The 19,724-nt window shown below is 60.1% G+C and carries 24 protein-coding genes, 1 tRNA gene and 1 rRNA gene; 15 read left to right on the top strand and 11 right to left on the bottom strand.

Annotated elements, in window-relative coordinates:
• The first annotated feature begins 74 nt into the window (after positions 1–74).
• From E4U03_RS01845 to rrf, 4 genes are all read left to right on the top strand, one after another.
• Positions 75–992 (top strand): DMT family transporter, encoded by a 918-nt coding sequence (locus tag E4U03_RS01845; RefSeq protein WP_135011290.1) that lies wholly within the window; start codon positions 75–77, stop codon positions 990–992.
• Entirely contained in the window at positions 993–1,742 is a 750-nt protein-coding gene (locus tag E4U03_RS01840; RefSeq protein ID WP_135011289.1) for an ATP-binding cassette domain-containing protein, read from the top strand.
• 123 nt (positions 1,743–1,865) lie between these two features.
• Positions 1,866–1,938, top strand: a tRNA-Ala gene (locus tag E4U03_RS01835).
• 3 nt (positions 1,939–1,941) lie between these two features.
• Positions 1,942–2,058 (top strand): 5S ribosomal RNA (gene rrf, locus E4U03_RS01830).
• 263 nt (positions 2,059–2,321) lie between these two features.
• On the opposite strand, the gene E4U03_RS13305 is transcribed toward rrf, so the two are convergent.
• Together E4U03_RS13305 and E4U03_RS13520 are read right to left on the bottom strand one after the other, a co-directional pair.
• Complete coding sequence (locus E4U03_RS13305; RefSeq protein WP_228065699.1) at positions 2,322–2,582, bottom strand: hypothetical protein; 261 nt, start codon at positions 2,580–2,582, stop codon at positions 2,322–2,324.
• Positions 2,583–2,757: 175 nt separating this feature from the next.
• Positions 2,758–2,880 (bottom strand): hypothetical protein, encoded by a 123-nt coding sequence (locus tag E4U03_RS13520; protein ID WP_265588544.1) that lies wholly within the window; start codon positions 2,878–2,880, stop codon positions 2,758–2,760.
• A gap of 1 nt (position 2,881) precedes the next feature.
• On the opposite strand from E4U03_RS13520, the gene E4U03_RS13300 reads away from it, so the two are divergent.
• On the top strand, positions 2,882–3,265 hold the full coding sequence (locus tag E4U03_RS13300; RefSeq protein WP_228065698.1) for a hypothetical protein: 384 nt from the start codon (positions 2,882–2,884) through the stop codon (positions 3,263–3,265).
• Positions 3,266–3,348: 83 nt separating this feature from the next.
• Positions 3,349–4,395, top strand: coding sequence for a hypothetical protein (locus E4U03_RS01820; protein WP_135011288.1), 1,047 nt, complete (start codon positions 3,349–3,351; stop codon positions 4,393–4,395).
• Positions 4,396–4,504: 109 nt separating this feature from the next.
• Here the strand turns inward: E4U03_RS01820 and E4U03_RS01815 are convergent, their stop codons facing one another.
• Positions 4,505–5,137, bottom strand: coding sequence for a hypothetical protein (locus E4U03_RS01815; protein ID WP_135011287.1), 633 nt, complete (start codon positions 5,135–5,137; stop codon positions 4,505–4,507).
• Between the two features lie 500 nt (positions 5,138–5,637).
• Between E4U03_RS01815 and E4U03_RS01810 the strand changes: the two genes are divergently transcribed.
• A complete protein-coding gene (locus tag E4U03_RS01810; protein WP_135011286.1) occupies positions 5,638–6,162 on the top strand; it encodes a peptidylprolyl isomerase in 525 nt (174 codons plus the stop codon).
• Between the two features lie 106 nt (positions 6,163–6,268).
• Positions 6,269–7,039, top strand: coding sequence for a rhomboid family intramembrane serine protease (locus E4U03_RS01805; protein ID WP_135011285.1), 771 nt, complete (start codon positions 6,269–6,271; stop codon positions 7,037–7,039).
• A 249-nt stretch (positions 7,040–7,288) separates the two neighbouring features.
• Here E4U03_RS01805 and E4U03_RS01800 read toward each other — a convergent pair whose 3' ends face one another.
• From E4U03_RS01800 to E4U03_RS13515, 6 genes are all read right to left on the bottom strand, one after another.
• The gene (locus E4U03_RS01800; RefSeq protein ID WP_135011284.1) at positions 7,289–7,774 is read right to left on the bottom strand and encodes a PepSY domain-containing protein; all 486 of its coding nucleotides are present in this window, start codon (positions 7,772–7,774) and stop codon (positions 7,289–7,291) included.
• A gap of 164 nt (positions 7,775–7,938) precedes the next feature.
• On the bottom strand, positions 7,939–8,241 hold the full coding sequence (locus tag E4U03_RS01795; RefSeq protein WP_135011283.1) for a glutaredoxin domain-containing protein: 303 nt from the start codon (positions 8,239–8,241) through the stop codon (positions 7,939–7,941).
• 169 nt (positions 8,242–8,410) lie between these two features.
• A complete protein-coding gene (locus tag E4U03_RS01790) occupies positions 8,411–8,542 on the bottom strand; it encodes a ribosome recycling factor (RefSeq protein WP_135011282.1) in 132 nt (43 codons plus the stop codon).
• Between the two features lie 79 nt (positions 8,543–8,621).
• Complete coding sequence (locus E4U03_RS01785) at positions 8,622–8,852, bottom strand: CsbD family protein (RefSeq protein ID WP_135011281.1); 231 nt, start codon at positions 8,850–8,852, stop codon at positions 8,622–8,624.
• 161 nt (positions 8,853–9,013) lie between these two features.
• Positions 9,014–10,387, bottom strand: coding sequence for a galactokinase (locus tag E4U03_RS01780; RefSeq protein ID WP_135011280.1), 1,374 nt, complete (start codon positions 10,385–10,387; stop codon positions 9,014–9,016).
• A 44-nt stretch (positions 10,388–10,431) separates the two neighbouring features.
• Positions 10,432–10,974, bottom strand: a complete 543-nt coding sequence (locus tag E4U03_RS13515) for a TetR/AcrR family transcriptional regulator (RefSeq protein WP_135011279.1) — start codon at positions 10,972–10,974, stop codon at positions 10,432–10,434.
• 81 nt (positions 10,975–11,055) lie between these two features.
• Here E4U03_RS13515 and E4U03_RS01770 point away from each other — a divergent pair, with 81 nt between their 5' ends.
• The 5 genes from E4U03_RS01770 (at position 11,056) to E4U03_RS01750 (ending at position 15,839) form a co-directional block, all read left to right on the top strand.
• A complete protein-coding gene (locus tag E4U03_RS01770) occupies positions 11,056–11,757 on the top strand; it encodes a hypothetical protein (protein WP_135011278.1) in 702 nt (233 codons plus the stop codon).
• 146 nt (positions 11,758–11,903) lie between these two features.
• On the top strand, positions 11,904–13,142 hold the full coding sequence (gene bioB / locus E4U03_RS01765; protein WP_135011277.1) for a biotin synthase BioB: 1,239 nt from the start codon (positions 11,904–11,906) through the stop codon (positions 13,140–13,142).
• A 102-nt stretch (positions 13,143–13,244) separates the two neighbouring features.
• Positions 13,245–15,014 carry a cation:proton antiporter gene (locus tag E4U03_RS01760; protein WP_167752226.1) on the top strand — a complete coding sequence of 590 codons (1,770 nt, stop codon included), beginning with the start codon at positions 13,245–13,247 and terminating at the stop codon, positions 15,012–15,014.
• A gap of 183 nt (positions 15,015–15,197) precedes the next feature.
• Positions 15,198–15,584: a hypothetical protein gene (locus E4U03_RS01755; RefSeq protein ID WP_135011275.1), complete on the top strand. Its 387-nt coding sequence runs from the start codon at positions 15,198–15,200 to the stop codon at positions 15,582–15,584.
• An 18-nt stretch (positions 15,585–15,602) separates the two neighbouring features.
• Positions 15,603–15,839: a hypothetical protein gene (locus tag E4U03_RS01750; protein WP_135011274.1), complete on the top strand. Its 237-nt coding sequence runs from the start codon at positions 15,603–15,605 to the stop codon at positions 15,837–15,839.
• A gap of 84 nt (positions 15,840–15,923) precedes the next feature.
• On the opposite strand, the gene E4U03_RS01745 is transcribed toward E4U03_RS01750, so the two are convergent.
• Positions 15,924–16,112: a hypothetical protein gene (locus tag E4U03_RS01745; protein WP_135011273.1), complete on the bottom strand. Its 189-nt coding sequence runs from the start codon at positions 16,110–16,112 to the stop codon at positions 15,924–15,926.
• A gap of 541 nt (positions 16,113–16,653) precedes the next feature.
• Here E4U03_RS01745 and E4U03_RS01740 point away from each other — a divergent pair.
• Positions 16,654–17,142, top strand: coding sequence for an endonuclease domain-containing protein (locus E4U03_RS01740; RefSeq protein ID WP_209304105.1), 489 nt, complete (start codon positions 16,654–16,656; stop codon positions 17,140–17,142).
• A 69-nt stretch (positions 17,143–17,211) separates the two neighbouring features.
• Here E4U03_RS01740 and E4U03_RS01735 read toward each other — a convergent pair whose 3' ends face one another.
• Complete coding sequence (locus E4U03_RS01735) at positions 17,212–18,063, bottom strand: PRD domain-containing protein (protein WP_135011271.1); 852 nt, start codon at positions 18,061–18,063, stop codon at positions 17,212–17,214.
• 155 nt (positions 18,064–18,218) lie between these two features.
• Between E4U03_RS01735 and brnQ the strand changes: the two genes are divergently transcribed.
• The gene (gene brnQ / locus E4U03_RS01730) at positions 18,219–19,556 is read left to right on the top strand and encodes a branched-chain amino acid transport system II carrier protein (RefSeq protein ID WP_135011270.1); all 1,338 of its coding nucleotides are present in this window, start codon (positions 18,219–18,221) and stop codon (positions 19,554–19,556) included.
• The last annotated feature ends 168 nt before the right edge of the window (positions 19,557–19,724 follow it).

Genomic DNA, 19,724 nt, shown 5'->3' with positions numbered 1-19,724 from the left:
CTGTACATAGACGGCGGGGGCTGGTGGGCTAGGGGCGCCAGCGGCTGGGTCTGCTGGGGATACAATAACGAAGTATGACTCCCTCTTCTACTGGCCGGCTTCCCTCTAGCCCAGCAAGGGCAATATTAGCAGTTGTTGTTACGTCCATATTGTGGGGAACGACGGGGACCGTAGCAGCGTACGCTCCCCAGCTCAGCTCATTAGCCGTTGGGGCAGCTGCGCTGGGACTGTCAGGCCTGCTGCTAGCCCTAGTGGCCCTGCCCCAGCTGAAGAGGGAATCAGCTCTTTTACGGGCTGAAAAGAAGCTCGTAATCCTGGGGGCGGTAGCAATCATGGTGTACCCCCTTGCCTTCTACACCTCGATGTCTACGGCCGGCGTCGCTATTGGCTCAGTGGTGTCACTAGCTTCTGCTCCTATTTTTTCGGGGCTCGTGGAATGGGCGCTAGAAAAACGTCAGCTCTTATCTCGCTGGATGGTAGCCACCATGCTCGGGCTCACCGGCTCAGGGCTCTTGCTGAGCTCCTCTCTTAGCTCTCACGGAAGCTCCGGGAACCAGCTGATGCCCGGTATCGCCTTAGGTCTTGTAGCAGGAGCCACCTACGCCACCTATTCGTGGTCATCTGCCCTACTCATGACCAAGGGAATAAGCCGCCAGGCCGCAATGGGAGCCGGATTTGGGCTTGGAGGAGTGCTGCTTATGCCTGTGCTGCTGGCAACTGGCAGGTCAATCCTTGAATCCTCTACCCACGTAGCTGTGGTGGGGTATATGGTGCTCGTCCCCATGTTCTTGGGCTACCTCTTCTTCGGGTATGGTCTGTCTCGCCTACCAGCCTCAACCGTCACCGCAATTACACTGTTGGAACCTGCTGTAGCCACCCTGCTTGCTGTGATCGTTGTTGGTGAGCGTCTCGCCTTGACCGGCTGGCTAGGAATTGCCCTCTTCGGGCTGGTGCTCATTGTGCTCAGCATGCCAGACCGGGCACGTCACTAAATGAAAAATCCAGTCTCGACTATCAGCGGCCTCCCCCTACACGGCATTACCGCCCGTAGCGACTTCGAGCCGCCCACCGGCGTCCGCGCCCATACCTGGCCCTATCACCTTGCGGTCACCCGGGTGGCGCTCGCAGGGCTCACCTTTGGTCAACTCACCATCATTGTGGGAGAAAACGGGGCCGGTAAATCCTCCCTCGTGGAATCCATCGCAGAAGCCTACGGCCTGCCCCTCGGCGGCGGGGATAACCGGGTTGCCCGCCCTACCTATGAGCAGGCCTCCGCTTTTGGCACTGACTTACAGGTTATACGCGGGGCCGCCGGACGCCGGGCAGGGCTCTTCCTGCGAGCTGAGGGAATGCTGGCTCACCTGGAGCATATGGCCAGCCTCAAATCACAGCAGGCAGCCGATATTCTGCGCCTCTCCCACGGGGAGGGCACCCAGCGTTTACTTGAAGAATCCTTCGATGATTACGGCCTCTGGATCCTTGATGAACCCGAATCAGGCCTATCTTTCTCGGGGCAGCTTGAACTATGCGCCCGCGTCCTCGCCTTTCTTGAGCGAGGCGGGCAAGTAGTGCTCTGCACCCATAGCCCACTCCTTGCTGCGCTCGCTACGCGCCGCAATGAGCTGGTGTGGGAAATAGGGGAGTGGGGTATCCAGAGACTGGCCTGGGCTGAGCTTGATATGACCACGCACTGGCGCAATATGCTCGATGACCCCGATATGTACCTGCACCACCTTGGATAAACCGGGGTATATCGCCTATTTTTCAGACCTTCACCCTCAACCTGTGGCGGAGCTAACCGAACATTTGGTAGAATTAGTTTGCGCGTGCAAAAAACCTGTAGTAAAGTAGAAGCATAACACCACGGGGGCGTGGCGCAATTGGTAGCGCACCTGCTTTGCAAGCAGGGGGTTAGGGGTTCGAGTCCCCTCGCCTCCACTCTTCGGTGATTATAGCAAGAGGGAAACACCCGGTCCCATCCCGAACCCGGAAGTTAAGGCTCTTAGCGCCGATGGTACTGCACTGGCGACGGTGTGGGAGAGTAGGTCATTGCCGAATTAAATGTGGTAAGGAACCCCAGTCGAAAGACTGGGGTTCCTTTTTATGTGCGCAGTTTTTTTGGTGAGCGTGCGTGATATCGCTGAGCGTGCGCAGGGTGGGTGCACGCTCAGCGATATGGTGCACGCTCGCGTCCGCCCCTGTCATAAATAGCCAGAGGTAACCCTGTATAGGTAAACTAAACACTTCAAAAGTAAGTAGTATTGCAATCTCTGTGATTGCAGGTGCAAGGACGCACCAGCGAGAACAAAGGCAAAACCATATCACCACAAGCAGTTGGCTTCGCCCTCCTCATTCTCGGCGTAGCCCTCCTCATTCTCGGCGTAGCCCTTCTCATCGGCAAGATTATTCGAGTCAAAGTCGGCTGGGTGCAAGCCCTCTTCCTGCCCAACTCCATCGTGGCGGGCGTTCTGCTGCTCCTGCTCGGGCCCCAGGTGCTCGGCCGGTTCTCCGGCCCCTGGGATGAAAACGGCCTCTTTACCGACGCCATGCTCACCACCTGGGGCGCCCTCCAGGAGCGTCATCTTCGCAACCATGTTCCTGGGCCAGGAACTCCCCACTCCCAAGCGGGCCGTGCAACTCGCCGGCCCCCAGCTACCCCTGGGCGTGGCTCTAGGGTCGGGCCAGTACGTCGTGGGCCTGCTCCTTGCCGCCCTGGTACTCGTCCCCGTCTTTACAGCCTCGCCCATGACCGGCGCCCTAATCGAAATCGCCTTCGAGGGCGGGCACGGAACCGCTGCCGGTATGCGCTGCGTCATGGAAGACCTGGGCTTCGGCGAAGGCGCTCTTCGCCATTCTGGCGGTAGCCGGTATCGGCTTCAACGTGGCTATCTTCCTCTGGCTGGCCCCGCGCCTGATTGGCCGTTACTGGTTCGAACGCGGCATCGGCGACTTCGGCCAGTCTATGGGTGTCACCGCCACCGGCCTGATTCTGATGCGCGTTGTTGACCCCAAGGGCGAATCCCCTGCCTTCGAAGCCTTCGGCTACAAGCAGCTGGTCTTCGAGCCCTTCTTTGGCGGTGGCCTGGTGACGGCCCTGGCCGTCCCCGTCATTTATTTGACCGGGATTTGGTCCCTCTTCTTCGTCATGCTCGCCATCTTCATTATTTCCATCGCGGTGGGGCTCATCTTCCTGCGCCCCAAAGAGATGAAGGACCGCGAGCGCCACACCCAGCAGATGCAGCAGGTCAAGGCTAAGGACGCTTAGGCGCGGCCCGGGTGCCCCGCCGCGGGGAAAGGGGGCTCTGCTAGGCTGAAAACACCATGACCCACCCATACCCAGAACAGCCTTTGAGCACCCCACCTGGGGAAACCGCGTCCGCCCCGCCTCCGCCGGCTGAAGCAGTGCCTGCCACGGTGCCCGGTACTCGCAACCCCGACGAAATCGACAACAGGTCCTACACACGGCGTAATATTCTGATTCTGCTGGGTGTGCTAGCTGTTCCTACGGTGCTGGTTCTGGCGCTCGTGGCCTATTTCGCGGGATCCCGTAGCCACATGACACTGGGCGGTGGGAGCATCTGGGATTCGTCGATGCTGGCTAATGATGGCTCCTCAAACTCAGACGCTACCTGGCTCAGCGTTGCCGATACCGGCAGCATAGAGTCGAGGGCGCTCGCAGAGCACCTAGTCCAAGCGGTGCCGCAGCTCGGCGGCACCAGCGGAATCTTCCAGCGAGAATCCACCCACTCCACCTATATTCACCTGCCGAGCGGTGGCTCCATCGGCATCGACAGCCACGAGGAAATCCCCATCACCCTCTTAGTCGAGACCTGGCAGGAAATCCTCACACGGGCGTCTGACGAGCGCATGGGGTCGGTGCGCGTTTCCGCTCGCGGGGCTGACGAATACGAAACCGAGGCTACCTGGGTTGAGGTCACATACTACCTCTACGGGGATAAGAACTCAGACCAGCAGGCCCTACTTGCTGATATGGCCAGCTGGGAGCTCCTGGATGGGCCAGACCTTGAGAGCGTCTCGTACGTGGATGAAACGCAGAATGATACCGAGACGATACAGGTTTTCGTCTTCGGCCCGTTAAGCGAGACGCAGGTCTGGTCACGTTCTGCCACCCCGGTTGCCCAGGCATTTGCGGCGCACACCGAGGGTCTAGAAGTCGTGAGCATCAACAAATACCGGGACTCTACCGACTACTTTGTGACCGCCCGCTTTGAGAGTTACACGGGCGATACGGACGCCGCCCGCCAGGCCATGGTCGAAGGCGTGCAGGGAACGGCGATTGGTAGCGCCTTTACCCTTGACCTGCTGGACGCCACCACCTCGGCCTACTACTTCGAGGGCCGGTGGGACGTCTACGCATCAGAAACCTCAGAATAAGCCCCCCTACAGCAAAGGCCCCGGCCTCCCTGAGCAGGAGCCGGGGCCGGGCGTCCGCGCTCGCGCGCGGTGAGCGAGCTAAGGACGCGGGCTGGTGTATTTGTGAGGACTAGGCGGCGGGGGTCTTCCAGGGATCCTCAACGGGGCGAGAAGCCTTGAAAGCAGCCGCACCGGCAACAGCGCCAGCAACGATCAGACCGAAGACCAGCAGACCCTTGTTGCCACCCTTAGCGGCCTTCTTCTGCTCCTTGGCGTAGCCCTTAGCAGCCTTAACGGCGGCCTTCTGAGCCTTCTTCAGGGCCTTCTTGTCACCGGTGACCTTAGCAGCAACGGTCTCAACCTGGGTGGGAACCTCAGCGTCAGAGAGCTTGTCTGCAACGGTGCTTGCAACGTCGGCAGCCTTGACGCGGGCGGTAGCTACAGCGTTTTCAACGGCGGGGGTGACGTCGTCGATGGTGTGCTGAATCTTGTCAGCCAGAGTGGACTGGACCTTCTCCAGCTTCTTGGAGCTGTCCTTAGCAACAGACTGGGTTGCCTTTGAGATGTTCTTACCCTGCTTCTCAGCAGCCTTCTGCAGCGCTGAAACCTTCTTGCCGGTCAGCTTCTCGGCGCGAGCAGCCTTCTTCTCGGCCAGGGCGGTCAGCTTGTCAGCCTTCTTGCCGGTGTTCTTAGCGGCCTTTGAGAAGAACTTCTCTGCCTGCTTCTGAGCCTTCTTAGCCTTGCTCTTCTTGCACAGTGCCATGGTTGTTTCCTCCATGTGTGGGGCTGCCCCTAATCTAACTCGTGAGTTTGAGTAGAGTGCGGTGGCAAGCAACTTACATTTAGTATCAGCTTACTTTCTAAAACCGTAAAAGTGCTTTGAGACGGCGCAAAAACCCTCGTGTTTCTCTGCCCGCTAAAGTTAAGGGCTTCTGAAGAGTGCGCGGACGTCGGGGCGCGCCCGCGCGAATGCGACGTGAATTCCCGAGCGGGTGTTGTTTGAACGGACGCTCGGGACGGAGAGTCACATTCGGGGAATATGCGGTTCTAAATCTTTCTAAGGCTTTCTAAAATATTTTAGAAAGCCTTAGAAAGATTTAGATGTATCTCTGACAAGCTGTTTTACTATCGGCTATCCCTAAAAACCTGCGAAAGAAGGGGATCTGTAGGCAGAGCTGCGCCCCGGCGTCCGCCCCTTTCACTCACCGCAAAAGCTCAGGTCATATCTAGCGGCTGCCCACCTGCCCGTGCGAGAATAGGGGCATGACTGCAACTGCAAAAGCAACTATTCATACCAACCACGGTGACATCGTCGTTAACCTCTTCGGTAACCACGCACCGCTGACCGTCAAGAACTTCATCGGCCTGTCAGATGGCACCCAGGAATGGCGCCACCCCCGCACCGGCGAAGTGCAGGAAGGTCCCCTCTACAAGGACGTCATCTTCCACCGCATCATCCGCGACTTCATGATCCAGGGCGGTGACCCCCTCGGTCAGGGTATCGGCGGCCCCGGCTACCAGTTCAAGGACGAAATCCACCCCGAACTGAGCTTCAACAAGCCCTACCTGCTGGCTATGGCTAACGCAGGCCCCGGCACCAACGGCTCCCAGTTCTTCATCACCACCGTTGAGACCCCCTGGCTCAACGGCCGCCACACCATCTTCGGTGAGGTTGCAGATGAGGACTCCAAGAAGGTCGTTGACGCCATTGAAGGTGTAGCAACCGGCGCTATGGACCGCCCCGTCGAGGACGTCGTTATCTCCTCCATCGACATTGAAGAACTCTAAACCTTCCACAGGTTAGTGCAAGGCCCGCCCCTTCCTGGGTGGGCCTTTGCTCTACCCTAGAAAAATTTTTTTGAGCGGCTAACGCCGCAGTTGAAAGGACGAGCGCGTGAGCGAGCAGATCGGCAGGTACGGCTATTCCAGTGATGAGACTCCGGTGTGCCCCCGCCACCCTGACCATGTGACCTATGTGCGGTGCGGACGCTGCGGGCGGCTAGCCTGCGGGCAGTGCCAAGTACCGCTTGAGGCAGGAATGATGTGCGTGGACTGCCTGGCAGAAACGCAGCGTTCAGCCCCGCGGATTCGCTACGCTAAAGCCTACCCCACTATTACATATGCCCTTATCGGTATAAATGTTGTGGTGTGGATTCTGCAATTTATCTTCCCTCAGGTCACGGTATTCGGTATCTACAACCCCCTCTACGTGGAGTACACGGGGCAGTGGTATCGTCTGCTGACCTCGGGCTTCTTGCATTCATCCGATAACATCAGCCACCTGCTGCTCAATATGTTTACCCTCTACCTCTTCGGTCAGGCCCTAGAACCTTTAATGGGGAAAGGGAAGTTCCTCACAACCTACCTACTCTCAATCATTGGCGGGTCTGTAGCCGTACACCTGTTGGCCTCAGTGCTGGGCGGTATGGACGTGAGCACCCTGGGTGCATCTGGCGGCGTCTTTGGTCTTTTTGGGGCCTTCTTCGCCCTCTCCCGGGCCCGCCAGCAGAGCACCAGCAGCATCGTGATTCTTGTGGCAATCAACTTCGCTTTCGGCTTCCTCATGCCGGGCATCTCCTGGGAAGCCCACCTCGGCGGCCTGGTGACCGGCGCCTTGGTCGCTGCTGTTCTCGACCGGCTACCGAGCCGCCCGCGTAGACCGTAAAAACAGCACAAAAAAGAGTGAGGGCCCACTATTACGGTGGGCCCTCACTCTTTGTCCACAGGATTTATCCACAGCTGTTAATAACTACAGGGGTGTAATTCCACAGATGTTAAAAACCTGTGCACAGCACCAAAAAGCTTTAACTGCCGCCTGTAATTACACCAGTGTAAGAGATTTCCCCAATTTTATCCCCACCTGTGGATAACTTCTATCCGCAGGGTGTAGAAAACCTAGAATTTCAAAAAAGAACTACTCGGCAGGTACTACCTCACCCGTGAGGGCATCAACCTTGACCGAGCCCAGGTCGTTGCCGCGGGCGTCCTCAAAATCAACCTCCCACACCAGGGCGCCGTTCTGGTCATCAAGATCAAGGTCGGTGGCAACCTGCCCGCCGCGCCCCTCAGCGGCGGTGCGGACGGCGTCCGCAGCCAGAACCTGGGCAGCGGCGGCACGCGCTACATCCTCGGCATCCTCGCTGGTTTTCTCATCAGCCACAGATCCATCTGCAAAGAGAGTGAACTCATGCTTGATTCCGTCAACCACTATGGCAAGGTCGAAGCTATCTTGGGTTTCATCCTCTTCATCCATCTGCACCACGGTGCCACCCGGGCGGGCAGCTAGACCCTGCTCAATGGCGGCGAACAGGGCCCTGGTCTCAGCAGGGCCCTCAATGGTGGGGGAGGGGCTAGCGGATGCAGTTACCTGGCTATCAGCAGCTGCACTGCTTGTTGCCACAGAAGTTCGCGGGGCGCTCGTCTCGGCACTATCTGACCCGCAGGCCGCAAGGGCCAGTGCCAGACCGCGCCGGAGGACACAAGAGCAGTCTTTTTCACAGAAAACATCATGACCCCATTCTCTCAGGCCCACATGAAGCTAACATTAAAATAAGGCTTAAGCCCTTACTTGCCCGATGCCTCAATGAGCTCAGCTACGGTCTGCGGGGCCCTTGCCGCTGAAGCAACAAAAGACCGCTCCGCGGTGCGGACGGTCGGCACCACAGCGTTACCGTCATTGACGCTCTTTACATAAGTCTCGGCGTCCGCGTCCTCCCAAATGTTGACCCAGATAGCCCGCTCGCCCACCTCGCCAAGACCGGCATCCAGGCGCTGGCAGAAGGGGCAACCCGGGCGCCAATAAATTGCGACGCCGCCTTCGGCGACAAACTGCTCGGCAGCGGCGTGGGTAGAAGATACGCTCGGCATAGAAAACTCCTTATTCAAAAATGGTAGGGTAGCCGGTACAACGCGGTGAGGGGCCTGATATTCCCACTTTTTGCGGCAAGGCCTAAGTGAGGTGGGGAGATACAGCTATCGCCGGGGTCCACGATACATCGTGAGCACCCGGCGATAACGGTAAACCTAAAAGACGGTTTTACTTACCGAACTTCTCGGTGAGCTTGGTGGCGGTGTCAGCAGCGACTTCCTGAGCCTTCTCAGCGTTTTCTTCGCTGACAACTTTCTTGCCAGCCTTCTCGTTGATGGCGCTGTTGAAATCGAAACCCATGGGTTTCACCTTTCTTTTGCGGTGCGAGGGGCCCCGAAATGGGTACCCTCTAGCAGTTTAGCGCCTGAAAGGGGGAGGATTAGTCCTTCTTGAGGGAATCCTTGATGCCGTTGATGGCATCCTTGGCCTTATCAACACCGTCTGAGATGGTCTGCTTGGCTTCGTCGATCTTGTCCTTAGCCTGTGCCTGAACCTGGTCGGCCTTGCCCTCAGCTTCGAGACGGTTATCGCCGGTCAGCTTGCCGCCGGCTTCCTTGGCCTTGCCAGCGAGGTTGTCGAGGCCGTTTTCAATCTTGTCTTCTGCAGCCATGGTGGGCTCCTTTCGTCTCTCGCTTGCGCGAGTTTGGAATACAGGGATAGTTCGCAGGCTTCCCTTATTGATAAGTTTACGCACTAGTGCTGCAAAAAGAAACCCAGTAGGCTGAGAAAATTCTGATGACTGCCCCTGAGGCACCTTGAAATAAAAGAGCTCTATGTATCCCGGTCTGCCGGGAAGCCTGCTACCATGGGCAGGAATTCGGGGTCGGCATAGCCGTGCTGGGCGTAGGCTAGAGCCACCCGCTCTGCTGCCGACTCCAACAGGTGGGTCGGCAGTAGGGCCATCACAGCCCCGCCAAAACCGCCACCCACAATACGGGCACCCAGAGCTCCGGCCGCCAGACAGGTATCAACTGCCACATCAATTTCGGGGCGCGAAACGCGCAGCTCATCGCGCATCGATACAAAACTCTCGGTAAAGAGCCTGCCCAGCTCGCTCCATTCAACCTGCTCACCGGCGTCCTTACGGCCCAGCAGGTAGGCTGCCCGCTCCACCAGGGTCATATCGTGCAGGGTGTGGCGCACCCAGCCGCGCGGGAAGGTGTGGGGCTGGCCGGTCTCTTCAAGGGCAACCAGGGCGCGGTTGACGGTCTGATCCACCAAATCCAGGCGGCACTGCTTAGCCTCGCGCTCGCTCATACCGGCACAGGTGAGATCCTCGGGCAGGGCATTGCGCAGGTAATCCAGCCCCATCGCTTCGGTCACCGCCTCGTTCGCCTCGCGGCGGGCAGCAAACTCACCCCCCGCCAGCTCGTGGGGGGTATTGGTGTTGATAATCAGCCAGCCTAGGTCGGCGCTCGCCACATCAACGGTCAGCGGGTTGATAGAGAAATCGCGGAAGTCCACCACCAGGGCCTTCCCCGGTGCCGAGCGTAGCGAAGCGGTCTGGTCAAGACCGCCGGTGCGGGCCCCCGCTACCTCGTTCTCGGCACGAATACAGACCTGGGCCAGGCGGGCACGCAGGGTGTCGTTAGCGGGGGAGAGATCAGAGGGCAGAGCCTCAGTGCAATCGCACCCCTGGCGCAGGGGGCAGGAAAGATCCAGCAGGGCCAGGGCTGTGGAGCACTCCAGGGCGGCAGAGGACGACAGGCCCCCGCCCACCGGCACCTGGGAGGTAATCAGCAGGTCAGCCCCAAAATTATGGGGCAGGGCGATATCTTTGCCGCCCTCCCGGTTCATGGCCCAGGCTACGCCCGCCACATAGGTAAACCAGCCCTTAAAAGTGCCCGGGGTGATTTCACGAATCACAACCGTGCGGTCGTCCCCCGGTATCTGCAAGGATGCCGCCCGCAGCACCCCGTCGGTGCGCAACCTACCCGCCATATAGGTGCGGTAGGGCAGGGGCATGGGCATGCAGGACCCACCGAGGAAGTCGATGTACTCACCCAGTAGATTGAGACGCCCGGGCGCTGACCATACCCCGTCGGGCTCCACCCCGTACTTTTCAACAAAAGCAGCGCGGGCTGCCTCAACTTCGGCGCGGTGGTCTGGCAGGGTAGCCCAGGCGGGCTCAACACGGAGGGTCACGGTCTTATCTTTTCGTTCTACGGGGCTTGGCTGAGTGGGGTTGGTTAGGCGGTGAAGCCCATGATGATGGCTGTGAGGGCGGAGGTGTAGGACGCCGGTGGTTCAGCGGGCGGGGTACTGTCGGTGAGCAGGGCCCGGGTTTGTTCCTGCTCGATGAGGCTCAGGCAGGTGTGCATGAAAATTTCGGCGGCCTGGGCTGGTTGCGGGGTGCCGGTGGCGGCTTCAAAGTCAGTTTCAAGGGTGTCGAGCAGGGTTAGCCTATCGGGGGTGAGGCTTGCGGGGTGAAGGGCCAGGGCTAGGCGGATGACTTCGGAACATTCCTTAACCGGAATAAGTTGCCGGTAGGTGTTTTGCCCGGTGATGAGCAGGGTGTCGGGGGTGGCTGGGGTGCTGGGTCGTTCTACCGTTGCCAGCATGCGGGAGGCCAGCGAGGCCAGAAGCTCCTGCTTATTCTTGACGTGATAGTAGAGCGCACCGGGGGCCACGCCCAGCTCGGTAGCCAGTCGACGCATCGAAAGGTCGGCTAAGCCAAACTGGCGCAGTACACCAAAAGCGGTGTCAAGAATCTTCTCACGGGATAAAGCCACCCCCTCATTGTGACCTACTTTCGCTCCCGGCAACAGCTGGCGGCGGGCACTGTTCCCTCGAAGAGGAGTAGATTTGAACCCATGACCCTCAACTTTTCAGATCTTGCCGCCCGCCTGCGCGCAGGCGAACCTGCCTCACCGGCCGACCTTCACGACGTGCTGACCGCCAGCCCTGCCGCCACCTTCGCCCTCATGGACCTGGCTGCAGAACTACGCGCCACCCACTTCGGATCAACCATTACCGCCACCAACCTGCTGGGCGCACCCGCGCGGCAGGTGGCGTCCTCCCTTGTAGAGGTAGCAGCCCCGCTTGACGCTGACGCCTTGGCCGCTACTCTTGCTGACCTGGCAGTCGACCCTACGGTGGAGCGCATCGACATGGACTTTGTGGGTGTACCCGCCCTGGCTCCCATGGAGGCCCTGCGCGTGCTGGCTGCCGCCCGCCTGTCCGCACCCGCAAAAAGCCTGCACCTGGGGGAGAGCCGCGAAATGACCCTGCGCTCCCTGCAACCTTTGGCGGTCGGTGCCCTGGATTCACTGGTGCTGACCGTAGACTCCGCCCAGCCCCGCCTGATTTTTGAGGACCTCAAGCTCATTGTGGGCGCTGGCCTCACCATTGTCGATGCGGGCGACCGCGACCTGGTAGCTGAGTATGTAGAGCACCTGCGTGCTGCCGGGGTGGAGGACGCGGACACCTACGCCCAGGTCGCCCTGGCGGGTGCGGCGTCCGGCGGTGGTTGCGGCGGCAACTGTGCCTGTGGCTCTGGGGGCTGCGGCTCTTAGCGCCTTCTGCAAGGGGACCGCAAAACTTAAAAGGGACCGCATAACGCGAGGTCCCTTTTAAGTTTTGCGGTCCCCTTGGCTGTTGTGAGCTGTGTAGGGAGAAGTAACAATTTGAACACCGTTCAAAATCGGTGTTGACTGGTTCCATGATTGACTTCTCTGCCATCGCCGACCGCGCCCTGGCTGGCCAGCCCGCAAGCCGCGACGAAGCGTTTGCCGCCCTGACCGCCAGTGACGCCGAAACCTTCGCCCTCGTCGACGCCGCCTCCCGCCTGCGCCGCCACTACTTCGGGAACACCGTCAAGGTGAACTACCTGGTCAACCTCAAGTCCGGCCTCTGCCCCGAAGACTGCACCTACTGCTCCCAGCGCCTTGGCTCCGAAGCTGAAGTGCTCAAATACTCCTGGATCAAAACCGATGAAGCCGTCAAACAGGCCGGCTACGGCATCGCGGGTGGAGCCTCCCGCGTCTGCATGGTCGCCTCGGGCAAGGGGCCCACCGACCGCGACGTCGAGCGCGTTGCCACCATGGTCGAAGACCTCAAAGAAGAACACCCCCAGGTGGAAGTCTGCGCCTGCCTGGGTATTCTCAAGGACGGCCAGGCCGATCGTCTCAAGCAGGCCGGGGTGGACGCCTACAACCACAACCTCAACACCAGCGAAGACCACTACGCCGATATCTGCACCACCCACACCTACGCCGACCGCCTCGCCACCGTCGATAAGGCCCAGAGCGCCGGGCTCTCGGCCTGCTCCGGCCTGATTGTGGGTATGAAGGAAACCGACGAGCAACTGGTCGATGCGATTTTCGCCCTGCGTGACCTGGACGGTGACTCCATCCCCGTCAACTTCCTCATGCCCTTTGAGGGCACCCCGCTGGCTGGCACCTGGGAGCTCACCCCCATGCGCTGCCTACGTATTCTCGCCACCGTGCGTCTGGTAGCCCCTGATAAGGAGCTCCGCATGGCAGGCGGACGCGAAATGCACCTGCGCACCCTGCAACCCCTAGCCCTGCACGTGGTCAACTCCCTCTTCCTGGGTGACTATCTCACCTCGACCGGTCAGTCAGCCCTCGACGACCTGAAGATGATTCGGGACGGCGGGTTCGTGGTGCTCGGCGCCGAAGACCGTGACCTGGTCGCCGAACACGAAGACTACCTGCGCGCCCACGGAGTAGACCTCGCCCAGGAAACTGCTGTTGCGCCCGCGCCCTGCGGGGCGTCCGGTGGCTGCGGTGGGTGTAGCTCCGGGGCCTGCGGGACCCACCCGTCCGCAGGGGAGGCGGACGCCGGCGTCCGCCCCGCTGGTGGGCAGCGGGCTCCCGAGGTCTTGGTACCCGAAATTCGCCGCCGCGGGGTCGGGACGGACGCCACCCCCAACTTCTAGCCCAGCGGGCGTCTCAAAACCGCACCTGCTGCACAGGTTCACCCTAGGTTGAGGTACTAGAGTTAAAAGCTGGTACATCAGGCTGGTTGTGAAGGGGTGGGCGTGGAAGTCCTCATTGTGATTGTGGTGCTGTTGCTGGCGACGGTGGTGCTGGTGAGCGTGGGAGACAGGCTAAACTTGCCCTGGCCCGTGCTGCTGACGCTGGTGACTGCCGTGGTCATCGTGATTCCGCAGATGCCCAGCCTGCACATTGAGCCCGAGATTATTCTGCCCATCTTCCTGCCGCCCCTGCTGTGGGCTATTGGCCAGCGCGTCTCGTGGGGCATGCTGCGCAGAAGCTGGCGCAGCGTCCTGATTTATTCCATTGCCCTGACCGCTGTCTCTGCCCTGGTGGTGGGGTGGGCTACCTGGATGATTGTGCCCGGCATTAGCATCGCCCTGGCACTGGCTATCGGTGCGGCCGTCGCCCCGCCCGACCCTGTGGCGGTAGAAGCTGTGGCTGAGCCGGTGGGTATTCCCCGCCGCGTCATCTCCAACCTGCAGACCGAGGGCATCTTCAACGACGCCGTATCTCTGGTGCTCTTTCAAATCGCTCTCGCTGCCCTGACCGCTGGCACTGACCCCCAGCCCCTCTCTGCCCTCGGCAGTTTCGCCTATAGCGCTCTCGTTGCTGTGGCCCTGGGCCTAGCCCTGGGCTGGGGCGGTAGCCTGCTGCGCCGCAACCTTTCCGACACTGTGGCGCGCAGCGCGCTAACCCTGGTCATTCCCTTCGGTGTTTACATCATCGCCGAAGAGCTGCACGCCTCGGGTGTGGTAGCCGTGGTGATTGCGGCAATTCAGATGGCCAGCTACAGCGCCGACCTCACCGCTGAAGAGCGCCTAGCTAACACCGCCTTCTGGAACGTGCTTGAAATGCTCGCGACCGGCCTGGCCTTTGGCCTCATCGGCCTGCAGGCCGGCGAGCTGCTCTACAGCGCAGACAGTAACGTGCTGACCATGATTTGGCACGGAGTGCTCATCTCGGCCGTTGCTATCGGTACGCGCCTGGCCTGGCTGACCGGCATGTGGCTGTGGGGCCGCTGGCGGGGCTCCCGCCGCACCACCCCGCGCTCTTTTGCTGAGGTGTTGGTGATGACCTGGGCCGGTATGCGCGGTCTGGTCACTCTTGCCCTGGCGCTGAGCCTGCCCGAGATGGCCGACGGCCTGCGCACCGAGGCTGTCTTTATCGTGCTGACCGTCCTCTTCTTCACCATGGTCTTCCCCGGCCTGACCCTGCCCTGGCTGGTGCGGGTGCTGGGTGTGAGCGCCACGGCTGAAAAGGACGACCACGAGGAGCAGGAGCTCTTGCAGATTGCCCAGCGGGCCATGTGGGAGTCTATGTATAAGACGGTTGCTGAGAGTGGGGATTTGCAGTCCTTCGAGCAGCTCAAGCACGTGGTCACCAGCATGATGGACCGTATCGAGGAGGGCCAGAAGACCGGTGACTTCCAGGAGCGCTGGGCTGAACGTCAGCGTCAGCGCGAGTTCATGAACCTGGTGCGGCAGAAATCGGTGCTGGCTGCCCAGGCTGCGGTGCTCGATGTGCGCAACAAGTACGACTACGAAGTGGTGAGCAGCGTGCTCTACCAGATTGACGTGCAGGTGCAGGCCCAGGACGCCATGGAGCAGGGCCCCGGGGCGCTCACCATGTCGCTGCATAAGTCCTTCATCAGCGGCGAGCACAAGCTGGACCGTGAGAAGGCGGAGCAGCTCTTTAAGACCACCGAGATGCGCATTATCTCGGCCCAAAAGGAGCTGGACGATGAGGCCCTGCGGGTCGCAACCCGCCAGCTGCCTGTAGTTGGTGGTGCGGATGCCCGCGAGCGGGAGTGATTCGAGGCACCGGCTAGGTGATACTCAAGAAATTTGCAGAATCATCACCTACTATGGGTAAGTGCTTATTCCGCTATAGGCCTATGTGGGCCCCAGGTTGACGCGGGCTTCTCAGGATGGGTGGGCACGCAGGCAATATATTCTGAAATTAGAATATTAGGTTTTCTCACAGAATCAGGACTAATGGACACCAAAGACCTCTCCCCGGCATATCTCACCTCCCTCGCAGCCCTTTTTGCAGGCGCTCTAATGGTGGGTGCGAGTTCCACCTGGGTATCCGTGCTGGGTTGGGTCGCGCTGCTGGCAGGTATGGGCCTGAACGTCTTTGCCACCCTGGTGATGGTACAGCGCCTCAAGGGCGGGCCCCTGCCCGCTATGATCGCCGGTGCGGACGCCGACGCCCAGGTAGAGTATGAAGAAGAAGAGGGCGCGCCCTCTGACCCCTACCTCTACGAGCCCGAGGCCATTACCGAGTCCCAGCCCCTGGTCTCAGCCGCAGCCCCAAGTGCTGCTGCCTCCAGCGACGAGCGTATCTTCCGCTCCCGCGCCCCGCGCCCGCACGTCCGCTAGAACCACCGAGAGGATCCCATGGATACCCGCTTTCTTCTCTCCCCCGCCTACCTGGTTTCCGTTGCTGCCCTGATTGTTGGTGCGATTCTGAGCGGTACCGCCCTGATGGTGATTGGCTGGATTATCTTCATCATCGGCCTGGCCCTCAACGCCCTGGCCCTGGTGGTACTTGCCAACCGCGAGCAGCTCTACAAGGCCCAGCGGGTTGGGGTCATCCCCAAGGGCCAGAAGCCCGGTTCTGCCGACCAGCAGTAAAAATCTAAAATTTTTTGCTCTGCCTACCGGCAGAGCAAAGACGAGGGGCGGACGCTTACAGGCGTCCGCCCCTCTGTGTATCTTCTAGGCTCTTACCCGCCTGCGCTCGGGGTAGGCAACCTTGCCGAGCACACTGCGGGAAAAGTGGGCCTGGGCCCGGGCGATGTCGGGGTCTAGCCCCTCAAAGACCGTGCACTGCACCTCGTGGGTATAGACCGGGGTGGCTTCTTTGAAGACCTGCCGCCCTATTCTTTGTGACGATGTAGAGGCCATCTCGTGTCTTCTTGTCCACAGGCATCTGACGAGCGAAAATAAGGGTTATCCACAGGTGCACGTGGGGTCACTTGAAGCACCCGCACCTTTTTGCCACAGTAGCGGCATGGAACTCAACCTCTCACACATCTGTTCAGCGATGCACACTCACCGCGAACTCAAAGAAGCAGGCATGAGCAACAACCTCATCAGTGCGAAGCACCGTAGAGGCGAGCTTATACGCCTGACCCGCGGGGTCTATCTCAAAGGTGATATCGCACGACACTGCACAGGCAGCGACCGAGCCAAAGCTGTGACGGTAGCCCTTCAGAAAACCCGCCCCACAGCCGTAGTGAGTCATCAGTCAGCCGCCCTGCTGTGGGGTGCGCCGCTGATGGCCCTACCCCCTAAAGTGCACCTTTCCCTCTTGGGTATCAATAAGTCGGGGCACCCACAGGCAATCCTGCATAGCCATAAGGTAAAAGAATGTTCCCTGGCTACTGATTTAGGCGGAGTTAGAGTCACGAACCCGCTCACAACCGTCATAGACTGCGGAAAAACCATGCCTCTGCAAGAGTCGCTAGCTATCGCAGATTTCTTTTTAAAACACGGGAATCTTGAACTCGACACTGCACGAGAAGAGCTTGAACACTGTGCGGGGCGAGGCTCCCAGAAATTACGTGTTGTGGCTGCTCTGATGAGCCCGCTGAGCGAATCCCCTCTAGAGTCTTTTGCCAGGCTTCGTCTCTATCAGGGAGGTATCGAGCAGCCTATTCAACAGTTTGAAATTATTACCCCGTCCGGGCGCCTGTACCGTGCTGATTTTGCCTGGCCCCACCTTAAACTGCTTCTTGAGGTGGACGGTCTGCACAAGTATTACGGAGCCTACCGGGCAACCGGTGAGCAGCTACGCAATGATGCGCTGCGGCAACGGGAATTAGAACTGGCGGGGTGGACGGTTATTCGTGCCACCTGGGGTGACCTGGCGCAGCGCCCGGAACTGTTGATCTCGAGGTTGCGTCACCTCGGCGTCCGGGCAACAGACCAATGACCCTACTCTTTCTCTCATGACCCTAGGGATTATCTCGGGGTGAAGAGAAAAAGAATAGGGCGGACGCCGTTAGGAGGTTCCGTACTGGTCCCGGGCCAGGCGGGCGATATGAATCGTCAGATAGGTCAGCTCATCATCGGTCAGGTTCTGCTCCAGATGCATCTCAAGCACCAGCTTCACCTTCACCGCCGTAGCAAAGGCGCGGGGGTGGGCGTCCTTCAAACTCTCAAGGAGCAGGGGGACGCTCGTGCCGGCGTCCGCGGTCTGGGCAGCGCCCGCGCGTACAAAGAGATAGCGCAGGTGCGTGACGAAGCGGGCAGCGCTCATCAGTGAACGATCCACCGGGCCGCCAAAGCTGGCCCCAATCACCTCAAAAATCTGGGCAAAAACCTCGGTCATGCGGTAGGTGCCGCCCATATCTTCCGAGGCAAACTGCGAATTCACCAGATGCATAGCCAGGGGAATCGCCTCAATTTCAGGCAGCTCAACCCCTAGACGCTCCTTGACCAGCTCCAGTGCCCGGTGGCCAAACCGAACCTCCTGCGGGTAGAGCTGGGACACCTCAAGAGCCAGCGGGTAATCCACCGCCAGCCCCTCCCGGGCCCGAACCACCGCATAACTAATATGGTCAGCCACCGGAACAATAAAGGAATGAGAAATGGTAATACCCTCGGCCTTGACCAAAAATTCAAGCTCGGTCGCCAAACCCAGAATCTCAGACGGAATCTTCGCCAGCGACCCCGCCAAATGCTCATCGGGGGTGCCGTGCTCCGGCACGAAGGTCTGCTCAATGAAGGTGGGGTCAACCATGTCGCCCTTGCGCTTACCAAACGCTAAGCCGCGACCGATAACCACCATCTGCTCGCCCGTATAGGTCTGAGCCAGAGCCACATTGTTGTTATAAATACGTGAAATGCGCAACGTGACCCCCTTTCGCCTCAGGTTCAAAACGCGCGAATATCCTTACTAGTCTACCGACCCACTGCCACCCGCGGGCCCCACTCGCCCGCAACCCACCCAATAAAGAGGAGTAAACTAAACCCTTTCGTACGAATAGAGAACTACCCCCCACACTTATGAATTCAGCACCCACTAAATCATCACCGCTCATCAGCATCGTGGTCACAGCCCTCATGCTGTTCTCCATGTTCTTCGGCGCAGGCAACCTCATCTTCCCCGCCATGCTCGGTGCAGAAGCCGGTGGAAACTTCACCCCCGCCATCGCAGGCTTCCTGGTGACCGGCGTCCTCATGCCTATCTTGGCCGTTATCGCGCTCGCCGTCACCGGCCGCGACCTGCAAGATTTGGCGGCCCGTGGCGGAAAAATCTTCGCCCTCATCTTCCCGCCCCTGGTCTACCTCTCCATCGGCGCCCTCTACGCCCTGCCGCGCACCGGCACCGTCAGCTACGCCATGGCCGTAGACCCCTACTTGTCGGTGGACGGCATGGTGCCTACCCTCATCTTCTCTGCTGTCTTCTTTGGTGTCTCCTACCTGCTGGCTATGAACCCCATCGGCATCGTCGACACCCTGGGTAAGTACCTGACTCCCGCCCTGGTGATCCTGCTGGGCGTGCTGGTCGTGATGAGCTTCATTACCCTGCGCACCCCCTCGGCTGCACCGACTGAAGACTATGCCACCGGCGCTTTTGCCACCGGCTTCGTCAACGGCTACATGACCATGGACTCCCTGGCAGGTCTGGCCTTCGGCATCATTGTGATTGCCTCCCTGCGCGAAAAGGGCATCAGCGGACGCACCGAAATGCTCCGCAGCGTCGCCCTGGCTGGCGGTATTGCTGGTCTGCTACTGGGTGCGGTCTACCTGGGCCTGGGCTACATTGGCGAGCACATCGCGGACGGCCAGGGCTACAAGGACGGCGCAGCCCTGCTCACCGACGCTGCAGCCCAGACCATGGGCGGCCCCGGTGCCGTCGTCTTCGGCCTCATTGTGATGCTAGCTTGCCTGACCACTTCGGTGGGCCTCATCGGCGCAACCAGCTCCTTCTTCAACAAGCTGGTTCCCTCGGTCTCCTACCGTACCTGGGCTATCATCTTCACCCTGATTGCCTTCGTGCTGGCCTCTTTCGGCCTTGAAGGGCTGATGAGCTTCGCTATCCCCATCATCACTACCCTCTACCCGCCAGCCCTGACCCTGGTCGTCCTCACCCTCCTTGAGGCTGCCCTGCGCGCCCCCTGGGTGAACCTCACCCACCGCTTCGCCCTGCTGGTCTCGGTGATTTGGGCCCTGCTCATGACCCTCAACTCCCAGGGGGTTGGCTCCAGCATTATCGAGCCCCTCATCGGCTGGGCACCCGCCCACGCCTACGACCTGGGCTGGTTCGTACCCACTCTGATTGCCGCCCTCATCGGTGCCACCATCGACCTGGTACAGCACCGCCGCGCGTCCGCCCGCTAAGTCGGGCACCGCACCGGCCCCTTAGGAGGGCAAAAAGAAAGGGTCTTGCTCCCGCATCTGCGGGGCAAGACCCTTTGCTGTAGAGAGGCTCGCGCTGAGGGGAACCACAACCATCAACGCGAGCCCGTCTAACGAGTTGCGAGGTGGTTCATTCAACTCAAACTTAGA

The sequence above is a fragment of the Rothia nasimurium genome, from assembly GCF_004569295.1.
In the GTDB taxonomy this organism is placed as follows: Bacteria; Actinomycetota; Actinomycetes; order Actinomycetales; family Micrococcaceae; genus Rothia; species Rothia nasimurium_B.
The sequence above is the reverse complement of the archived record's forward strand: the minus strand, read 5'-3'. Positions and strand labels throughout refer to the sequence as shown.